The organism is Acinetobacter sp. KH_038, from assembly GCF_057839405.1.
This window is the reverse complement of the sequence record NZ_CM174489.1, coordinates 1-19,429: the sequence shown is the minus strand read 5'-3', so window position 1 is coordinate 19,429 and position 19,429 is coordinate 1. Positions and strand designations below refer to the sequence as shown.

General features: G+C 45.3%; 14 protein-coding genes. 6 read left to right on the top strand and 8 right to left on the bottom strand.

The genetic code is table 11. The features are described from left to right. Window positions 1–33 precede the first annotated feature (33 nt). The 4 genes from dnaK to AC3IT7_RS00055 all read left to right on the top strand — a co-directional run bounded on the left by dnaK (window position 34) and on the right by AC3IT7_RS00055 (window position 4,414). Window positions 34–1,977 carry a molecular chaperone DnaK gene (gene dnaK / locus AC3IT7_RS00070; protein WP_489248984.1) on the top strand — a complete coding sequence of 648 codons (1,944 nt, stop codon included), beginning with the start codon at window positions 34–36 and terminating at the stop codon, window positions 1,975–1,977. Window positions 1,978–2,121: 144 nt separating this feature from the next. Further along, the gene (gene blaOXA / locus AC3IT7_RS00065) at window positions 2,122–2,961 is read left to right on the top strand and encodes an OXA-134 family carbapenem-hydrolyzing class D beta-lactamase (protein WP_475653648.1); all 840 of its coding nucleotides are present in this window, start codon (window positions 2,122–2,124) and stop codon (window positions 2,959–2,961) included. Window positions 2,962–3,021: 60 nt separating this feature from the next. Beyond that, a complete protein-coding gene (locus tag AC3IT7_RS00060; RefSeq protein WP_475653647.1) occupies window positions 3,022–3,930 on the top strand; it encodes a matrixin family metalloprotease in 909 nt (302 codons plus the stop codon). A 106-nt stretch (window positions 3,931–4,036) separates the two neighbouring features. Beyond that, on the top strand, window positions 4,037–4,414 hold the full coding sequence (locus AC3IT7_RS00055) for a hypothetical protein (RefSeq protein WP_475653646.1): 378 nt from the start codon (window positions 4,037–4,039) through the stop codon (window positions 4,412–4,414). Between the two features lie 56 nt (window positions 4,415–4,470). Here the strand turns inward: AC3IT7_RS00055 and erpA are convergent, their stop codons facing one another. The 4 genes from erpA to AC3IT7_RS00035 all read right to left on the bottom strand — a co-directional run bounded on the left by erpA (window position 4,471) and on the right by AC3IT7_RS00035 (window position 8,384). Beyond that, window positions 4,471–4,806: an iron-sulfur cluster insertion protein ErpA gene (gene erpA / locus AC3IT7_RS00050; RefSeq protein ID WP_004281944.1), complete on the bottom strand. Its 336-nt coding sequence runs from the start codon at window positions 4,804–4,806 to the stop codon at window positions 4,471–4,473. 121 nt (window positions 4,807–4,927) lie between these two features. Then, window positions 4,928–5,935 carry a putative solute-binding protein gene (locus AC3IT7_RS00045; RefSeq protein ID WP_475653654.1) on the bottom strand — a complete coding sequence of 336 codons (1,008 nt, stop codon included), beginning with the start codon at window positions 5,933–5,935 and terminating at the stop codon, window positions 4,928–4,930. 181 nt (window positions 5,936–6,116) lie between these two features. Continuing rightward, on the bottom strand, window positions 6,117–7,127 hold the full coding sequence (locus tag AC3IT7_RS00040; RefSeq protein ID WP_489248983.1) for a putative solute-binding protein: 1,011 nt from the start codon (window positions 7,125–7,127) through the stop codon (window positions 6,117–6,119). A 252-nt stretch (window positions 7,128–7,379) separates the two neighbouring features. Continuing rightward, window positions 7,380–8,384: a putative solute-binding protein gene (locus tag AC3IT7_RS00035; protein WP_475653644.1), complete on the bottom strand. Its 1,005-nt coding sequence runs from the start codon at window positions 8,382–8,384 to the stop codon at window positions 7,380–7,382. 216 nt (window positions 8,385–8,600) lie between these two features. On the opposite strand from AC3IT7_RS00035, the gene AC3IT7_RS00030 reads away from it, so the two are divergent. Together AC3IT7_RS00030 and AC3IT7_RS00025 are read left to right on the top strand one after the other, a co-directional pair. Continuing rightward, the gene (locus AC3IT7_RS00030) at window positions 8,601–10,532 is read left to right on the top strand and encodes an ATP-binding cassette domain-containing protein (RefSeq protein WP_475653643.1); all 1,932 of its coding nucleotides are present in this window, start codon (window positions 8,601–8,603) and stop codon (window positions 10,530–10,532) included. A gap of 344 nt (window positions 10,533–10,876) precedes the next feature. Further along, window positions 10,877–12,040 (top strand): zinc-dependent alcohol dehydrogenase, encoded by a 1,164-nt coding sequence (locus AC3IT7_RS00025; protein ID WP_475653642.1) that lies wholly within the window; start codon window positions 10,877–10,879, stop codon window positions 12,038–12,040. Window positions 12,041–13,159: 1,119 nt separating this feature from the next. Here AC3IT7_RS00025 and gyrB read toward each other — a convergent pair. The 4 genes from gyrB to dnaA all read right to left on the bottom strand — a co-directional run bounded on the left by gyrB (window position 13,160) and on the right by dnaA (window position 19,429). Continuing rightward, complete coding sequence (gene gyrB, locus AC3IT7_RS00020; RefSeq protein WP_475653641.1) at window positions 13,160–15,631, bottom strand: DNA topoisomerase (ATP-hydrolyzing) subunit B; 2,472 nt, start codon at window positions 15,629–15,631, stop codon at window positions 13,160–13,162. 56 nt (window positions 15,632–15,687) lie between these two features. Then, window positions 15,688–16,770 (bottom strand): DNA replication/repair protein RecF, encoded by a 1,083-nt coding sequence (gene recF, locus AC3IT7_RS00015; RefSeq protein ID WP_475653640.1) that lies wholly within the window; start codon window positions 16,768–16,770, stop codon window positions 15,688–15,690. A gap of 25 nt (window positions 16,771–16,795) precedes the next feature. Further along, window positions 16,796–17,944 carry a DNA polymerase III subunit beta gene (gene dnaN / locus AC3IT7_RS00010; protein ID WP_253160678.1) on the bottom strand — a complete coding sequence of 383 codons (1,149 nt, stop codon included), beginning with the start codon at window positions 17,942–17,944 and terminating at the stop codon, window positions 16,796–16,798. Window positions 17,945–18,052: 108 nt separating this feature from the next. Then, window positions 18,053–19,429 carry a chromosomal replication initiator protein DnaA gene (gene dnaA, locus AC3IT7_RS00005; protein ID WP_489248982.1) on the bottom strand — a complete coding sequence of 459 codons (1,377 nt, stop codon included), beginning with the start codon at window positions 19,427–19,429 and terminating at the stop codon, window positions 18,053–18,055.

The window sequence follows — 19,429 nt, the reverse complement described above, 5'->3', positions numbered from 1 at the left end:
TGGGAATAAAAGAATTTTTGAGGAAACATCCAAATGGCTAAAATCATTGGTATTGACTTAGGTACTACAAACTCATGTGTTGCAGTACTTGAAGGCGACAAAGTTAAAGTAATCGAAAACGCTGAAGGCGCGCGTACTACCCCATCAATCATTGCCTACAAAGATGGCGAGATTCTGGTTGGTCAATCTGCAAAACGTCAGGCAGTGACAAATCCGAAAAATACATTGTTCGCAATCAAGCGTTTGATCGGTCGTCGTTATGAAGACCAAGCAGTACAAAAAGATATCGGTTTGGTTCCTTACAAAATCATCAAAGCTGACAATGGTGATGCGTGGGTAGACGTTAATGACAAGAAACTGGCGCCACAACAGGTTTCTGCTGAAATCTTGAAAAAGATGAAGAAAACTGCGGAAGATTACCTGGGCGAAACAGTGACTGAAGCGGTGATTACAGTTCCTGCTTACTTCAATGATGCGCAGCGTCAAGCGACTAAAGATGCAGGTAAAATTGCAGGTCTGGAAGTTAAACGTATCATCAACGAACCAACTGCTGCGGCACTTGCGTTCGGTATGGACAAGAAAGAAGGCGACCGTAAAATTGCGGTTTACGACTTGGGTGGTGGTACTTTCGACGTTTCAATCATTGAAATCGCGGATCTTGATGGCGACCAGCAAATCGAAGTATTGTCTACCAACGGTGATACCTTCCTGGGTGGTGAAGACTTCGATAACGCATTAATCGAATTCCTGGTTGAAGAGTTCAAAAAAGAACAAAACTTCAACCTGAAACAAGATCCTCTTGCACTTCAACGTTTAAAAGAAGCGGCTGAAAAAGCGAAGATCGAACTTTCATCTTCGAATGCAACTGAAATCAACCTGCCGTATATCACTGCTGATGCGACTGGTCCTAAACACTTAGTGATCAACGTAACACGTGCGAAACTAGAAGGCCTGGTTGCTGACCTGGTTGCGCGTACTATTGAGCCATGTAAGATTGCGCTTAAAGATGCTGGTCTTTCGACTTCTGACATCTCTGACGTAATTTTGGTAGGTGGTCAATCACGTATGCCACTTGTACAACAAAAAGTACAAGAATTCTTCGGTAAAGAGCCACGTAAAGACGTGAACCCGGACGAAGCAGTTGCAATGGGTGCTGCGATTCAAGGTGCGGTACTTTCAGGTGACAAAACTGACGTACTTCTGCTTGACGTAACACCGTTGACACTGGGTATCGAAACCATGGGCGGCGTGTTAACAGCAATCATCGAGAAAAACACCACGATTCCTGCGAAGAAATCTCAAGTGTTCTCAACTGCTGCGGACAACCAGCCTGCTGTAGACATTTCGGTTTACCAAGGTGAACGTAAAATGGCTCAGCAAAACAAACTGTTGGGTAATTTCCAGTTGGGCGATATCCCGCCTGCGCCACGTGGTGTGCCACAAATTGAAGTATCGTTCGACATCAATGCTGACGGTATCTTGAAAGTGTCTGCGAAAGACAAGAGCACAGGTAAAGAACAATCAATTCAAATTAAAGCAAACTCAGGTTTGAGCGATGCTGAAATTGAAGCGATGATCCGTGATGCTGAAGCGAATGCTGAAGAAGACCGCAAGTTTGAAGAACTGGCAAAATCACGTAATGAAGCGGATGCACTGGTTTCTTCTGCTCAAAAAGCAGTAAAAGATCTTGGTGAACAAGTGACTGCAGAGGAAAAAACTGCAATTGAAACTGCGGTTGCTGAGCTTGAAGCGTCAACTAAAGAAAATGACGTTGAAGAAATCAAAGCGAAGACTGAAGCGTTGCAAAACATCATCATGCCGATCACGCAACGTGCGTATGAAGCAGCGCAAGGCCAAGGCGGTGCGCAAGGTTTTGACCCGAATGCATTCGGTGGTGATGCTGGTCAACAACAGCAAAAAGCTGATGACGGCGTTGTAGATGCTGAATTCACTGAAGTAAAAGATGACAAAAAATAATTTGTCGCTTTAACTGAAAAACCGCGCGAAAGCGCGGTTTTTTTATGCCTAAATTTGAAAGAATAAAAGTAAAATTACCAAAAATCGATCGTATTTTCAGGCAAAGCTGTTTAAGTTAAATCCAACATGACAATAGCATCAACCATGAAAATTCTAATTTTTTTGCCTTTACTCATTAGCCTGAGCCTGACCGCCTGCAGCCTGCCTGTGGTACCTGCTGCATCTCAAACGACTGCAATGCAATCTAAACAGGCGATTGCCAGATTATTTGATCAGGCACAAAGTTCTGGGGTTTTATTGATTCAACGTGATCAGCAAATCCAGGTCTATGGTAATGATTTAAGTCGTGCCGATAGCGAATATGTACCCGCCTCTACCTTTAAAATGCTCAATGCCCTGATTGGTCTGCAACATGGCAAAGCCACTGCCAATGAAATCTTTAAATGGGATGGCAAAAAACGCAGTTTTACCGCCTGGGAAAAAGACATGACCCTGGCCGAAGCCATGCAGGCCTCTGCTGTACCGGTCTATCAGGAACTGGCGCGTCGTATTGGTCTGGAACTGATGCAACAGGAAGTGCAACGGATCAAATTCGGCAATCAGCAGATTGGGCAGCAGGTCGACAACTTCTGGCTGGTCGGCCCTTTAAAAATTACCCCGAAACAGCAAGTCGAATTTGCCGCTGCTCTGGCCCGGGAACAACTGGCCTTTGATCCTCAGGTTCAGCAGCAGGTGAAAGCCATGTTACTGCTACAGGAAACACAGGGTTATCGACTCTATGCCAAATCCGGCTGGGGTATGGATCTAGAACCGCAAGTCGGCTGGCTCACCGGCTGGATCGAAACACCCCAAGCTGACAGCGTGGCATTTTCCCTGAATATGCAAATGCAAAGTCATATGGATCCGGCAATTCGCCTGAAAATTTTGCAGCAGGCTCTGGCCGAATTAGGACTTTATCCAAAAGCTGAGCAGGAAGGCAAATAAGCATGGGAAATGCCTTAAAATTAAGCTATATTTTTTAAAAATAAGCATCTTGATAACAATATGCGCCTTCTACTCTGTCTGGTCATTGTTGGGTTAATCGTGTCTGCCTATATGCAGATGCAGATCAAAACCCATCCACAATTGCGCTACAACTCGCTGGCAGACCGGCTCAGCCATCCTTTTGACACACGCTTACGCTTCAAGGTCGAACAGGTGGATGTAGGCTTTGGGCTGAGTAAAGATCAGGTCATTCAACTGAGCAAGGAAGCCATCGAGATCTGGCATCAGGGAACGAATCGTGATGATTTGATGGTCTATGATGAAAATGCTCAACTGAGTATTCACCTGATTTATGATCAACGGCAACAGGAATATGATGCCTTAAAGAAAGTCGAAAAACAGTTGCTGGCAGATGAAGCCCAGTATCATCGCCAGGTCAAAAATCTGGAAGCCTCCCATCAGCATCTGGTCAGCCAGCAGCAACGCCTGATCCAGCAAAGAGATCAGATTCATCATGAATTTCAGAGCTTAGAACAACGACGCCGGCAGCCGAATTTATCGGCGAATGAACATCAACAGTTAGACTATGAAGTTCAGGCTTTACAGCGTAAATCGGAAAATTTTAAACGGGAAGCGCAGTATTTCCAGGAACAGCAACACTCCTTTAATCTGGATGTTTCCAGATACCAGCACAATCTTGAAAATCATCAGCAGAATATCGTTCAGGCCCAGCAACGTTTTCCTGCGCGCGAATTTCATAAAGGGGTATTTATGGGGCATCAAATTCATATTTACCAGTTTGATGCAGAAGATGATCTGCGCCTGACGCTGGCCCATGAACTCGGACATGCCCTGGGCCTGTATCATCACGATGATCCTGAGGCTCTGATGTATCCGGTACTGGCACAACAAAACCTGCAACAGTTCCAGTTAAGACCAGCAGACAAGACCCTGCTTTATAACCGTTAAGCTATTCCCTGCTAATCCCTTAATTAATTTAAGTATATAAGTGTTATAAAAAACACTCTATTCTGATTTCATGTTATTGTGAACGGCTACATCGTTCAGGCCATCTTTGGAGATTCATGTGAGTTACTACCATATTTTAATTGAAGTAAATGACCACATTAGTACGATTGATGAAACTCGTGATATCGAGATCTTTGATATCGAGAACCTGCAACCGCATCTTCATGCGATTTTATTGCCGTATTTCAATGAACAGCTGATTGAACTGGACGATGAAAATGTGGAATATAAAGATATTTTACATCTGGAAGTCAAACAGACCCTATTGCCGATCAATGACCTGATTGAAGAAGAACAGCGTCTGCTGCCAAGTGATACCGATATCACCATTAGCGCCTATGAAATTTTTAATAATCGCGATCTGAGTCAGGATGTAACGAGCGTCATCTTTGACTTGCTCGAAGCGGTAAAACTGGAAAGCTAAGTACGCTGCAGATATAAAAAAAGTCCTCATCAAGAGGACTTTTTTGTTGCGCTTGTCTAGATCGAGAAGGAAGATCCACAACCACAGGTGGTGGTTGCATTCGGGTTTTGCACCACAAAGCGTGAACCTTCCAGCCCTTCTAAATAATCGACTACCGAACCGACCAGATACTGGTAGCTGAGTGAGTCGACCAGGACTTTGACATCGCCGTTGGCAAATTCTGCATCATCTTCATTCTGGCTTTCTGCAAAGTTAAAACCATAAGAGAAACCTGAACAGCCGCCACCGGTCACATAGACACGGAGCATTAAGTCTTGGTTACCTTCACTGTCACGCAACTGGCGTACTTTATTTGCGGCATTGTCGGTGAGCACAAGCGCTTGAGCATTCATGGCGGATTCCTCTGTTGAATGGCATGTCTTTAAAAAGAAAAGACCATATTGAAGTATAGCATACTCAATATATGGTCAGTCTCTACAGATTAAAAGTCAAATCAGAGTAATTTTATCAGGATTATTTATAGTTCTCATCCTGTAATGCACATTCGAAGTTTTGTGGATTCTGTTTACAGCGGAATTGCCATAGTAGTTTCATCATGCGCTTGTCATAAACACCGCGCTGAGTCAGATTGATGCGGGAATCACGCATCATTTTCTGATAACCCGGTTTATCTGCAGCAGGAATATCCATCCAGTATTTTGCAGGAATATCGGCTTTCATTTTACCCAAAATACCAAAGGCACGCGGCAACTGGCTTCTCACCCATTCACGTGATTTTTGTCCATAGCCTGCCGGGAATTTATCGGGACGGATAATGATATTGCCCGTGACCTGCAACACCGGATAATTCACAATTGCGCCTTTGCTTCCTAAACCTTTATGCAGCTCCAGCGGTTTAAATACCGCAGCAGGTGCACCAATGATATCGACCTGACCATTGTTAAACTTGGCACCAAAGTTGGTAACATCGGCACTGACCGCCTGAGCACCGACCTGCTGGACCATGATTTTTTGTGCTTCATCATAGTCGAGTACCGCGATTTTTTTACCTGCGGCTTTAGCCACAGTATTAATACTACGGTCATTCACCAACAGGAAAGCATCACCGACAGGAATGACCCCCACCACTTCATATTTACCATTTAGCATATGTTTGGCAAAAGTCGGACTCGCCAGTCCCTGCATGACTTTAACCGCCAGGTTGAGATCTGGAATTGCCCCAATTGCATCCAGTGAACCGGTAAAACTGTTGAACTGACGCCCGCGCATTCCGGTGACACTGATTCCATCACATTTACCGGCTTTAAAGTCTTCTGCAACGACGGCTTCATTGGTATTGACCCGCAGCTCAATATCAGCGCCCCAGTTTTTCGCTGCCAGCTGATAATCTTTCATGACGCTATACACATCACCATTTTTGCCCACCAGATCAAATACGCACATCACCTGTTTGGCCTGCACCAGACCTGAAACAGCAAATGTCGCTGTAGCCAATGCCAGTATTTTCCATGTTTTCTGCATCATTCTAATGTCCTTATGCCTTGTTTTTGTTATTACGATGTTCAGCTATATCAAATTGTTTTTATATCAACCTTTTATATCAAGCTTAAGCTTTTTTATCAGCGCTACAATGGCTGATCTGCCCCGCTTCAACCATAAAAAAAAGCTTAGACTTGTCTAAGCTTTTTCTTTAAAAATCAAATTACTCGCCCGGCAATGAACACTCAAAGTTGGCTTTATCGACAGAACAGCGTGCGCGTTTTAACACCGACATCATGCTGGCATCATAGATGCCACGTTTGGTCATGTCCATGCGGCCATCACGCAACATTTTTTGATACTTGAGTTTATCTTCAGCACTCAGATTCATTTTATATTTTGACGGAATACCGGCTTCGAGACGGTTGATCATGGCCATGCTCTTTGGCAGGTTTTTAATAAACCAGTCACGTGATTTTTGTCCAAAACCGTCCGGGAATTTTTCCGGACGAATAACAAAATCAGAGGTCACATGCAGCACCGGGAAATTGAACATCGCACCGTTATTGCTGATGCCTTTATAAATTTCCAGCGGTTTATAGGCATAGGCTGGTGCCCCGACCATATCTACCTGGCCATTGTTAAATTTGGCCACAAAATTGGATACATCGGAGATTACTGCCTGTGCACCGACACGTTGCACCATGATTTTCTGGGCATCGTCATAGCCGAGTACCGCGAATTTTTTACCTGCCGCTTTTTCAATCGAACTGATGCTCTTATCACGGACAAAAATGAAAGCTGAACCGAGCGGCGCAATACCAGCAACTTCGTATTTTTTGCCGCCTATATTACTGACCATTTTGCTGGCATTACGTTTGTCCAAAGTAAAACTGATCGCGCGCTGGGCAATCGCATTACTCGGCACACCGCCCAGTGCATCGATAGAACCGGCAAATTTATTGTATTGGCGGGCACGCATGGCCGTCATAAATACGCCATCACATTTGCCGGCCTTAAAATCGTTGTCGGCCACAGCTTCATCCTGACGCGCAATCAGATTGATTTCTGCGCCCCAGCCTTTGGCAGCCAATGCCCATTCTTGCGCCATCTGGAACGACTCGCCGGATTTACCGAGTAAGTCAAACACACAGATATCGACTTTTTCTGCATGCACTGCATTAGCAAAACCAAATGTAGAAAATGCAGCCAATGATAAGAGTGCTTTTTTCATTGTATTATCCTTTGAAATCTTGTTGTTTGCTGAGTGTCCATACACGGCTCAAATATTAAGCAAGTTTAATTAAAAAAAATAGAGCATTTACTCCAATTTAATGCAGTATTTTGGCCTATAAAGATAAATCGGCTAATGATGCTTCAGTTACATTATAAAATTCACTTAAATATCAAATTTTTAATATTTGGCTGCTGTTTCTTATAATTACATTTAATTGGTTAGAGTTACAAAGATATACATCATTAAGCCTTATTCACCCCCAATTGAACATTCAAAATTGGTTCTTTCTACAGTACAGCGGGCACGTTTTAATACCGTCATCATGTCGGGATCATAAATTCCCTGCCGGGTTAAATCGATACGGCCTTCGCGTAAAATCTTCTGATAGGCAATGCGATCTTCACGGCTCAAGTTCAACTTATATTTATTTGGAATTTCCGCTTCCATCCGCTTCACCATGGCAAAACTGCGCGGCAACTGTTTCACGAACCAGTCTCTGGATTGCACTGCGAAGGATTCAGGAAAATGATCCTGACGAATGATCAGGTCGGCGGTAACATTCACTACCGGGAAATTAATCATGGCGCCTTTACTGCCCAGACCCTTTTCTAGTTCGAGCGGTTTAAAGGCATAGGCCGGGGCCGCCACAATATCGACTTCACCCTGATTAAACTTGCGGATGAAATTGGAAATTTCCGACATTACCGGTACTGCTTCAATCCGGTTGACCATGATTTTTTGTGCATAGTCATAATGCAGTACAGCAAATTTCTTGCCTTTTACCTGTTCCAGTTTATTCAGCCCACGATCGCGAACAAAAATATAAGCCGGCCCAATCTGTCCGATACCGGCCACTTCAAATTTTTCCTTGCCCATCTGGGTAGTCAGGCGCTTGCTGTTGCGTTTGTCCAGCACGTAGCTGATGGCTTTCATGGCAATGTCGTTATTCGGCACCCCGCCAATCGCATCGATGGAGCCGGCAAACTTGTTATAGGCACGTGCCCGCATGGAGGTCATATAGAAGCCGGCACATTTTCCGGCCTTGGCATCCTGATCAACTTTGGCTTCATCCTGATAACTCAGCAGTTGAATCTCTGCTCCCCAGTTTTTTGCAGCCAAGGCCCATTCCTCCATGAGTTTAAAAGATTCGCCAGACTTGCCCAGCAGATCAAACACACAGATATTTACTTTGGCATAAGCTGGAGTCGAGACCAGTAAACCCAGTGCAGATAAAACTAAAAATCCCTTTTTCATTTTTATTTTACTCTATTATATTTTTTGCTTATTCAGCTTCTACTATAAACAACTGTGCAGAATGAAAATAGAGCCAATAGTCAATTTATATGTTCATAATATATAAATTAAAAAAGTTTAAAACCGACTCATTTCAGTAAAAGCCGCAAGATTTTTCATTTTCACAGGGCTTTCCTTTAGAATAGGCGCATCTTATTTCTTAGCCTTGATTTCTCAATGATTCAGTTAGACCAGTTATCTATACGTCGCGGTGGACGTGTTTTATTTCAAAAAGCGTCGATGCAGTTACACCCAGGATGGAAGATTGGCCTAACCGGTGTCAATGGTGCCGGGAAATCGACCCTGTTTTCAGCCTTGCTCGGCGGTATGGAATCGGATACCGGTTCATTGACCCGTCCGGCGGTATGGACCGTGGCACATATGGCGCAGGAAATTAAAGCCTTAAATATGAAAGCCATTGATTTCGTCTTGTCCGGCGATGAAGAATACTGGGATATCCAGCAAAAACTGGATCAACCCGATCAGCTGGATGATGCCGAACTGGCCCATTTATATGGCCGTTTTGATGAAATTTCAGGCTATTCTGCACCGGCCAAAGCCTCGCAACTGATGGCCGGTCTGGGCTTCTTTGAACATCAGTCACAACTGGATGTCTCCAGTTTTTCTGGTGGCTGGCGCATGCGCCTAAATCTGGCACGTACCCTGATGAGCCGTTCAGACCTCTTGCTTCTCGATGAACCGACCAACCATCTGGATCTGGATGCAATTCTCTGGCTTGAAGACTGGCTCAAAGCCTATGAAGGCACCTTGGTGCTGATTTCGCATGATCGGGATTTCCTCGATGCAATTACCGACCATATTTTACATATCGAAAATCAGGAACTGATTTTATATACCGGTAACTACTCGACCTTCGAACGTACCCGTAGTGAACGTCTGGCGCAGCAGCAACAGGCTTATGAAAAGCAGCTGGAAACCCGTGCACATCTGCAAAAATATATTGACCGTTTTAAAGCACAAGCCACCAAGGCCAAACAGGCACAAAGCCGGATCAAACAGCTGGAACGGATGCAGGAACTGTCTGCTGCGCATGTCGATACGCCGTTTACCTTCAGTTTCCGTGAACCGACCAAAATGAGTTCACCCTTATTGCAACTGGAACATGCCGATATTGGTTATGGCGACAAGCTGATTGTGACCAATGTCAATTTACAGATCACGCCAAGCAGCCGGATTGGCCTGCTCGGGATGAATGGCGCCGGTAAATCGACGCTGATTAAATCGCTGGTCGGTGACTTAAAATTGCTTCAGGGTCTGCGCAAAGACTCGGAACTGCTCAATATTGGTTATTTTGCCCAACATCAGATGGATGCCCTGGATGGCACTGCCAGCCCGATGTTACAACTGGCCCGTATTGCCGACAAGAAAATCAGTGAGGCCAGCCTGCGGTCGTTCCTGGGTAGCTTCGGTTTTAGCGGCGAACGTATGGACACCCCGAGTGAAAGTTTCTCGGGCGGTGAGCGTGCCCGTCTGGCTTTGGCATTGATTGTCTGGCAGCGTCCAAACGTGCTGATTCTGGATGAGCCAACCAACCATTTAGACCTGGATATGCGTCATGCGCTGACCATGGCTTTGCAGGATTTTCAGGGTGCTGTGGTTCTGGTGTCGCATGAACGCCAACTGATTGCCAGCGTCTGTGACGAATTGCTGCTGGTACATAATGGCCAGTGCCGTGAATTTGATGGCGATCTGAGCGCTTATGCCGACTGGTTACGCCAGGCCCGGATCGAAATGATCAAAAATGGGCAAAAGCCGGCCGAACCGGTGAAATCTCAGGTTGAAGTCAAAGCAAGCATTTCCAAACTGGATAAAGAAGCACAGCGTAAGGAAGCTGCACGCCAGCGGGAACTGAGCCGCCCGATTCGCAAGAATATTGAAAAATGCGAAGTACAGATTGCAAAGCTGACACCGCGACTGGCTGAAATTGAAAGCTTGCTTGGAGACAGTGCCTTATATGATGCCTCACGTAAAAATGACTTGCTGAAACTGATGAATGAACAAACCGAGCTAAAGGCCAAACTGGAAACAGCCGAGGAACAGATGCTGGAACTGATGATGGAACTGGAAACGCTAGAGCAGTCTTTCTAAAGCGCTTTCAGTAAAATCCTAGACCAGAGAGATGAGTAAGTAGTGTTACTCATCTCTTTTTTTATTCCCTGTTGTTGATGTTTTCAGCTGTTTTTTCTTGTCTGTATTTTTTCATCTATTTCTAGATGGTTCTTTGATCTTGTTCTCTCCTGCCTATTCGACACATTTTGAAGCGAATTACGCAAATCCAATATAAGTTTATTTTTTAAACAGTCGAGTGGCTTTTTTCATACATTAATTTACAGCGTCAGCTTGCATCCTGGGGCTCTAATACAAGTGTTTTTTAATTTTCAGCAGTCTTGATTTGAGTCTGTTTAATGTTGAACTAGAGAGAGGAAATCCGCATGCGTGCTCTTACTTATCACGGTACTCGCGATGTACGAGTTGAATCCGTTCCTGATCCGGTCATTCAGGAAGCAGATGATGTCATTCTTAGAGTAACGGCCACCGCCATCTGTGGCTCAGATCTGCATCTTTATCGTGGGAAAATTCCAGCAACCGAACAAGGCGATATTTTCGGTCATGAATTTATGGGCGTGGTTGAAGAAGTCGGCCCTGAAGTCACATCGGTGAAAAAAGGCGACCGGGTGATTATTCCCTTTGTGATTGCATGCGGACACTGTTTTTTCTGTGAGCATGAACTCACCGCAGCCTGCGAAAATACCAATAGCGGACGCGGTGCAATTATTAATAAAAAACAGATTCCACCGGGGGCAGCACTGTTTGGTTATAGCCATCTGTATGGCGGGGTGCCGGGCGGTCAGGCCGAATATGTACGCATTCCCAAAGGCAATGTCGGGCCCTTTAAAGTACCAGGTTCCCTGCCTGATGAAAAAGTATTATTCCTGACCGATATTCTGCCAACCGCCTGGCAGGCCGTGACCAATGCCCAAGTTGGTCGGGGTTCCAGTGTGGCCATTTATGGTGCCGGTCCTGTCGGTCTGCTTGCGGCTGCCTGCGCGCGAATGCTCGGTGCCGAACAGATCTTTATGGTCGACCATCATCCTTACCGCTTGCGCTTTGCTCATCAGACCTATGGCGCGATTCCGGTCAACTTTGATGAAGTAGATGCAGCCGAATTTATTATCCAAAATACGGCAGGCTATCGGGGGGTCGATGCGGTAATTGATGCCGTAGGTTTCGAAGCCAAAGGCAGCATGCTGGAAACTGTAATGACCAACTTAAAATTAGAAGGCTCGAGTGGTTCTGTCCTGAGACAATGTATTGCAGCAGTGCGCCGTGGCGGTGTGGTCAGTGTGCCGGGAGTTTATGCCGGTCCAATTCATGGTTTCCTGTTCGGCGATGCATTTGATAAAGGTCTGACCTTTAAAATGGGACAGACCCACGTACATAAATTCCTGCCACAATTACTGGAACATATTGAAAATGGTGATCTTTCACCAGACCTGATTATTACTCACCGCATGAAGCTGGAACAAGCAGCGGAAGGCTATCGTATTTTTGATAAACGTGAAGAAGACTGCCGCAAGATTATCCTGACACCATAGAGCGTTAAGCGCTAAAAAAGCGCCATCAGGCGCTTTTTTTTACAGCATTTTATCAAGGCTATTTTTTCTATTTTCAACCTAGAACATCTGCATGTCCCTTCCTAGCCTGATCTAAACAGCAGGTATAACCTGATGATTTCAAATTAAAAAATGAAGATTCACTTGATTATTAAATCAATTGTGTAGTTTAACTACAACTCCTAATTTCCAACCGGAATATGTTCCACGCTTACTATTAAATAAAACTACAATGGATATATAAATAATTAATTTAAAATTCTTTTTTTAATATTGGATAAAAATAACCAACCAACCAGAATAATGCGTCGTTATCGATTTTTGTAGTGCTGTATAACAGCAAAAATATAAAGCTAAAAAGCTAAACAATACTTTAAATTTAAAACCCCATTTTAAATTCAAAAGCATTTATCCACAAGCTATAAGGCATTCATTTTAAATTTAAAAACAAGAACGGGGTTCTGAGAAAATCACTTGTGGATAAATAATATCTTATTCACATAATTTAATAGGGATAACTTGATAGTTATCCACACGTTTGATCATATTTATAGCAGATTCAAAAAGAACACTATTCACATAGTATTTAACCAAAGACAGATCTTGTAATAAGTCATTGAAAAATGATGACTTCAGTCTTTGCAATTCAATCTGCTGCTATTTACTATTTTTCAGTTTAATCAGGCTGCGTCATGCAACCTGGTCTTGGCTGCACTGATATTCTTTATATGCCCATCCTGATTTAAATGCTCTCTATACGCCATGCTGTAGCGTATATAGCATGGATCATTACAGCGACCACAGCTCTCACCCGCACTCAAATCTTCATTTTCATAGAGCCAGCAATATATTGTCATCAGCATGAGAAAGTACCTTTATGCAGATCTGACCCTTGTCTTCAGGTTGGCTACTCATCGACAATGCTTTGTTTCAGGCCGCCTAGCTCCCGCTTAATTCAATATTTTAATAACTAAAAGCAGCTCATCTGGTATTTAAAATATGTTCTGGATTACAAGAAATTCTGTATGACTCAGAGCATATTCACATCAAATTTGCATTAAAAAAGCGCCTCGAAAGGCGCTCTTTTTTAACTTATCTCAATCAGGTATCAATGTCTGCATTCAAGGCATTCTCTTCGATAAAGGCACGACGTGGTTCTACATCATCGCCCATCAAACAAGAGAACATGCGGTCTGCTTCAATCGCATCGGTTACCGTTACCTGCAACATGTTGCGGTTGTCCGGATCCATGGTGGTTTCCCACAACTGCTCCGCATTCATCTCACCCAGACCTTTATAACGCTGGATCATCATGCCGCGGCGTGAGTCAGACAGAATATGCTGCCAGACCTGATGGAAATTGCTGACCTGAATCTTGCGGTCACCTTTTTGCAAATAAGCACCTTCTTCAAGCAGGCTAAACCAGCTCTTCGAATTCTTTAATAAACGTGCATATTCACTTGAACCTAAAAGCACAGAGTCTAATAGATAACTATGCGGCAGGTTATGCACATAGATGGTGATTCGTGGCAACCAGCTTTGAGTTTTCTGACCATCTGCCAGTTCTTTCTCAAAAGATTCCAGGGTTAATTCAGGGCGTAGCGTCGGCTGAATTACTTCAATCGCTGCACGCAGGTTTTCACCCCAAGTCTCCACATAGCTTTTATCTTCAAGCTGATCGAGTTTAAAGCCTTCCAGTGATAACAAAGCATCTAGCAGACTTGCCGGATAACGCTGGGTCAAACGCGCCAGGCTCTTCTGTGAAGTCTGATAATCGGCAATCACATTGGCCAGTGCTTCACCACGGATCGCAGGCGCTTCAGCACTGATATGCAGTTCCAGTTCGTCAATCGCATTAGAAATCAGGTAAGTTTCCAGTGCATCATTATCCTTGATGTACTGTTCCTGCTTGCCTTTTTTCAGCTTGTAGAGAGGTGGCTGGGCAATATAGATATGACCGCGTTCGACCAGTTCCGGCATTTGACGGAAGAAGAAAGTCAGCAGCAGCGTACGAATATGCGAACCATCCACGTCAGCATCGGTCATGATGATGATTTTGTGATAACGCAACTTGTCCGGATTATATTCTTCACGACCAATACCACAGCCCAAGGCGGTAATTAAAGTACCCACTTCGGCAGACGAAATCATGCGATCAAAACGGGCACGTTCCACGTTCAGGATTTTACCTTTCAGCGGCAAAATCGCCTGCATTTTACGGTTACGGCCCTGTTTGGCAGAACCACCCGCAGAGTCACCTTCGACCAGGTACAGTTCAGACAGTGCTGGATCTTTTTCCTGACAGTCTGCCAGTTTTCCTGGTAGACCGGCAATATCCAGTGCGCTCTTGCGGCGGGTCATTTCACGGGCTTTACGCGCCGCATCACGCGCACGTGCGGCATCAATAATTTTGCCGGCAATCGATTTGGCTGCTTGTGGATTTTCTAGAAGATATTCAGAAAAAGCCTTGTTCATGGCCTGCTCAACCGCAGTTTTCACTTCACTCGAGACCAGTTTTTCTTTGGTCTGCGAAGAGAATTTCGGATCAGGCACTTTTACCGATACGATCGCAGTCAAACCTTCACGCGCATCATCACCGGACACTGCAACTTTTTCTTTTTTCAGGATATTTTCGCTGTCCATGTAGTTGTTTAAACCACGGGTTAGCGCCGCACGGAAACCGGCCAGATGCGTACCACCATCCTTTTGCGGGATGTTATTGGTAAAGCAGCGCACGTTTTCCTGATAGGAATCGTTCCACTGTAATGCCACTTCTACCGTAATCCCGGTATCAGCCTGTGCAGCAGTAAAATGGAAAATATCATTCAGGTGCGTCTTGCCTTCGTTAATATATTTAACAAATTCCGACAGACCACCTTCATAGTCATAAACATGTTCAAGATTGACGCGCTCATCGCGAAGCACGATACGTACACCGGCGTTCAGGAACGACAGTTCACGCAAACGACGCGCCAGAATATCGACATTGAATATGGTCTGGCTAAAAGTTTCAGCGCTTGGGTAGAAACGAACGGTAGTACCCGATGTTTCAGTCGTACCTGTTTCACGTAACTTATAAATCGGATCACCATGACGATATTCCTGTTCATAGGTTTTACCCGCGCGACGAATATTCAACAGGAGTTTTTCAGACAGCGCATTGACGACTGAAACACCAACACCATGCAGACCGCCAGAGACTTTATAGCTGTTGTCATCGAACTTACCGCCGGCATGCAGAATGGTTAAAATCACCTCTGCTGCAGACACCCCTTCTTCAGGGTGAATATCGGTCGGAATACCACGGCCGTTGTCAGAAACTGAAACCGATTCATCTTCATGGATCGTCACTAAAATTTCATCACAGTGGCCTGCCAGGGCTTCATCAATCGAGTTATCGACTACCTCAAACACCATGTGGTGCAAGCCTGTACCATCGTCTGTGTCACCAATGTACATGCCCGGACGCTTACGCACTGCGTCTAAACCACGTAATACCTTGATGCTAGAGGAATCATAAGCCTTTCCAATGGTTTGTTCTGTTTGAGAAGCAGCTTGATCTTCTGAACTCATGGTTTCTCCCTAGTGAAAAATAGGTCTATCCCAAGATGGGTAAAACTAAAAAAATACTATTGCACAACAACCTGAACTGTACCGTTTTCAACATTGAATAACTGATATGAGATAGACAAATCATGTAAGTGCTTTTGTACTGATTCATGGTCTAAGGTGGTAATAAAAACTTGACTACCAAGTTGGCTCAATCGCTCAATTAAACGTTGTTGTGCGGTTAAATCTAATTCTGCTGTCACATCATCTAATAATACCACAGTTTCCTTATTACAAGAATGCAGCATTGCGATTTGCGACAGTTTTAGCGCCATCATCAGCAGCTTTTTCTGTCCGCGTGACAGGATCACATCGGCATCCCCCAAAGGGGTCTTTAAACGCAAATCTGCGCGATGTGGGCCGTATTCGGTATAGCGTCGCTCACAGTCTTTTTCATGCTGGTTGGTCAGATCGTTGAGCAGGCCTGTATCAGCATGAAAACCGGGACTGTATTCCACACTAATCTCTAAATCGGGCAATAACTGCTGCAGATCATCCGCAAAAAATGGCTTCCACTGTTCCACGATGCCGACCCGTTGCGAATGCAGCAACTCACCATATTCGCTCAGCATCTGGTTCCAGGGTTCCAGATCAGACAGGCTCAGAAAGCGTTTGCTTTTCAGCAGACTGTTACGCTGTTTTAAGGCGCGCGAATAATATTGCCAGGCATGATAAAACTCAGGTTCCACGTGGAACATCAACCAGTCTAACAGCTGACGTCGCGGCTTGGCGCCATGATCAATAATATCGGTACTTTGCGGGTCAAGCAGCTGCAAGGGCAATAATTTAGCCAGCTGACCCTGGGTAGCAACCAGATCGCCATTGACCTTGATCAGCTGCTCGCCACTGGCCATTTTCTGCATGCCGATTTTTTCAGTGGCCGACTGTGCAAACACAATCGCATCCTGTGCACCCTGCTGGATATAATTTTTCGGGATATGGGTACGGAAGGAACGACCGGCAGCCAGCAAATGAATGGCCTCTAAAATCGAAGTTTTTCCTGAACCATTCTGGCCATAAAAAACATTAAACGGCTGCAATCCGTGGAGAGCAACCGTCTTTAAATTCCGTACACGCTCAATATGTAAACGCGTTATATGCATGATTTATACGAGTATCTCTAGCCGCTTAGACACGCATCGGCATCACGACATAAGTCTGATCGGTATGTGCCGGATCCTGTACCAGTACAGACTGGTTGGCTTCAGTCATGGTCATTGATACATCATCGCCATCCAGTACACCCAGTACTTCAATCAGATACTGCGCATTGAACGACATCTCCAGCGGCGAGTCTGCATACTGAATTGCCAGGTCTTCAATCGCCTCGTCCTGCTCCGGGTTATTGGCGCGCAGCTGCAAAGAATCGGCATTAAAATTCAGGAATACACCACGGAGTTTTTCATTACTGAGAATCGCAACACGCTGTAAAGACTGCTTGAATACGTCATGCGCAATCATCACCACTTTGTCACCACCACGTGGAATCACACGACGATAGTCCGGGAATTTACCATCAATCAGTTTGGTAGTAAAACGTACGGTAATGTCAGCCTGTTCCTTGTCACGGCTTGGCATGTTGATGGTCACGTTTAACAGTTCACGGCCAATCAACAATGATAACTGTTCATCTTCGACGCTCAATAAACGCTGCAATTCTGCAACCGCTTTACGTGGCACAATCGCCTGAATAGGCTGGGTTGCAGTAGATTGTGCAACAGTTTCACAAAGCGCCAGACGATGGCCATCGGTGGTCACAGCACGCAGCTGATTGGCATCAATTTCCAGCAAGGTACCGGTCAGGTAAAAACGTACATCCTGCACGGCCATGGCAAAGGCAGTTTTCTCGAATAAACGCTTCAGCTCACGCTGGGTCACCGTTACTTGCGTGCCCTGGGTGTTTTCAGTATTCAGTAACGGATAATCATCAGCCGGCAAGGTGCCCAGCACAAAACGGCTGTTACCTGATTTGAGAATGCAGCGCTGATCTTCAGTAATATGCAAATCCACCAATGCCGCGGCAGGAAGTGACTTACAGATATCAATCAGCTTACGCGCCGGAACCGTGGTCTCCCCGGCCTGCAAACATGCACCTTCAGCCAGCGCGGTACTGGCCACCAGTTCAACCTCCAGGTCAGAACCGGTCACCGTCAATGCTTGCGCAGTCACCTGAATTTTCAGGTTAGATAAGATATTCAAGGTATGGCGACGTTCAACCGCTCCTACGACATGTGAGAGAACATTCAGTAAGCTTTCTTTCGCGATTTTTAAACGCACGGTGCATTCCTCTAAAGCTGAAGATTAATATAGAAAAAGTGAATTTTTAACGGTTTACTATGCGGCAAAAGCAGCCGCATAGCAAGAATAGAATTTGAGCGATTTAGGTCAACTTTGCAACAGACGTTGCAGGTTTTTATAGTCTTCGTTAAAGATCGGATCTTCCTCACGCAGGCTCTGTACTTTCTCGCAGGCATGCATCACGGTACTGTGATCACGGCCGCCAAAGGCCATGCCAATTTCCGGGAAACTGTCACCGGTCAGCTCACGTGCCAACCCCATCGCCAACTGACGTGGACGGGCATAAATTCGGGTACGTTTCGGGCCGACAATCTCTTTCAAGGGAATGCGGAAATATTCGCTGACCACGCGCTGAATATTTTCCGTACTGATGGTCCGGGCACGAATCGCCAGTACATCTTTCAGGGATTCACGTACTACATCCAGATCGATCGGTGTGCCTTTAAAACGAGAGATCGCCACCACCTTGTTCAATGCACCTTCCAGTTCACGCACATTGGCCACCACCTGCTGGGCAATAAACAGGGCGCAGTTACGTGGTAAATCGACCTGGTTGCTTTCGGCTTTTTTCAGCAGAATTTCAATTCGGGTTTCGATATCGGGAGGTTCCACACCCACCGACAAGCCCCAGGAAAAGCGTGAAACCAGACGTGGATCCAGCTCTGTCAGCTCTTTTGGATAACGATCCGAGGTCAGGATAATCTGCTTGGATTCATCTAAAAGCGCATTGAAGGTGTAGAAAAACTCTACCAGACTAGCTTCTTTGCCGGCCAGCAAATGGATGTCATCCACCAGCAACAAATCCAGCGAACGGCAGTTTTTCTTGAACTCTTCCACTTTGCCTTGCTGTAAGGAACTGACAAAATCCTGTACAAAGCTTTCTGCCGTCATGTACATCACGCGAGCATTCGGCTTGGCTTGCAGCAGTGCATTGCCTACGGCCTGCATCAAGTGGGTTTTACCCAAACCGGTTGGTCCATATAAAAATAACGGGTTGTGCTGTGAAGCACCCAGCTGGGTCAGCACCTTGCGACAGGTTTCAGCCGCCATCTGGTTGGAACGACCTTCTACAAACAGCGAGAAGGTAAACAACGGGTTTAACTGACGTTTGCGGCTATTTTTAGCCGTCTCTTCTTTTTCTTTTTTCGGTTTTGGTACCGGCATCGGGGTTGAGGTCAGGGCTGCCGTGGTGGTCGCGGGCTGTTCACTGGCCGATAAAATCGCACCGGGACGGGAATCAACTAAAATTTCGACCTTGCGTACCCGTCCTTCAGACAACTGTTCTGCCAGAATCGTAATCAGTTCCAGATGATGTTCTTGAATGTAACGCGTCCAGTAAGGATTAGGTGCATATAATCTGAGAGTGTCTGTGAGCTCTTCTGCCACCAATGGTCTAATCCACATGGTAAAGACATTTCCAGAGAGCTCTTGTCGCAGGCGATTTAAGCAGTCCGTCCAAAGCAT

Coding starts and splice junctions, on each gene's coding strand:
- AC3IT7_RS00035 (WP_475653644.1), bottom strand. CDS start 8,384: ATGAAAAAGGGATTTTTAGTTTTATCTGCACTGGGTTTACTGGTCTCG.
- gyrB (WP_475653641.1), bottom strand. CDS start 15,631: ATGAGTTCAGAAGATCAAGCTGCTTCTCAAACAGAACAAACCATTGGA.
- AC3IT7_RS00045 (WP_475653654.1), bottom strand. CDS start 5,935: ATGCAGAAAACATGGAAAATACTGGCATTGGCTACAGCGACATTTGCT.
- recF (WP_475653640.1), bottom strand. CDS start 16,770: ATGCATATAACGCGTTTACATATTGAGCGTGTACGGAATTTAAAGACG.
- dnaA (WP_489248982.1), bottom strand. CDS start 19,429: ATGCTTTGGACGGACTGCTTAAATCGCCTGCGACAAGAGCTCTCTGGA.
- AC3IT7_RS00060 (WP_475653647.1), top strand. CDS start 3,022: ATGCGCCTTCTACTCTGTCTGGTCATTGTTGGGTTAATCGTGTCTGCC.
- dnaK (WP_489248984.1), top strand. CDS start 34: ATGGCTAAAATCATTGGTATTGACTTAGGTACTACAAACTCATGTGTT.
- erpA (WP_004281944.1), bottom strand. CDS start 4,806: ATGAATGCTCAAGCGCTTGTGCTCACCGACAATGCCGCAAATAAAGTA.
- blaOXA (WP_475653648.1), top strand. CDS start 2,122: ATGAAAATTCTAATTTTTTTGCCTTTACTCATTAGCCTGAGCCTGACC.
- AC3IT7_RS00030 (WP_475653643.1), top strand. CDS start 8,601: ATGATTCAGTTAGACCAGTTATCTATACGTCGCGGTGGACGTGTTTTA.
- AC3IT7_RS00025 (WP_475653642.1), top strand. CDS start 10,877: ATGCGTGCTCTTACTTATCACGGTACTCGCGATGTACGAGTTGAATCC.
- AC3IT7_RS00040 (WP_489248983.1), bottom strand. CDS start 7,127: ATGAAAAAAGCACTCTTATCATTGGCTGCATTTTCTACATTTGGTTTT.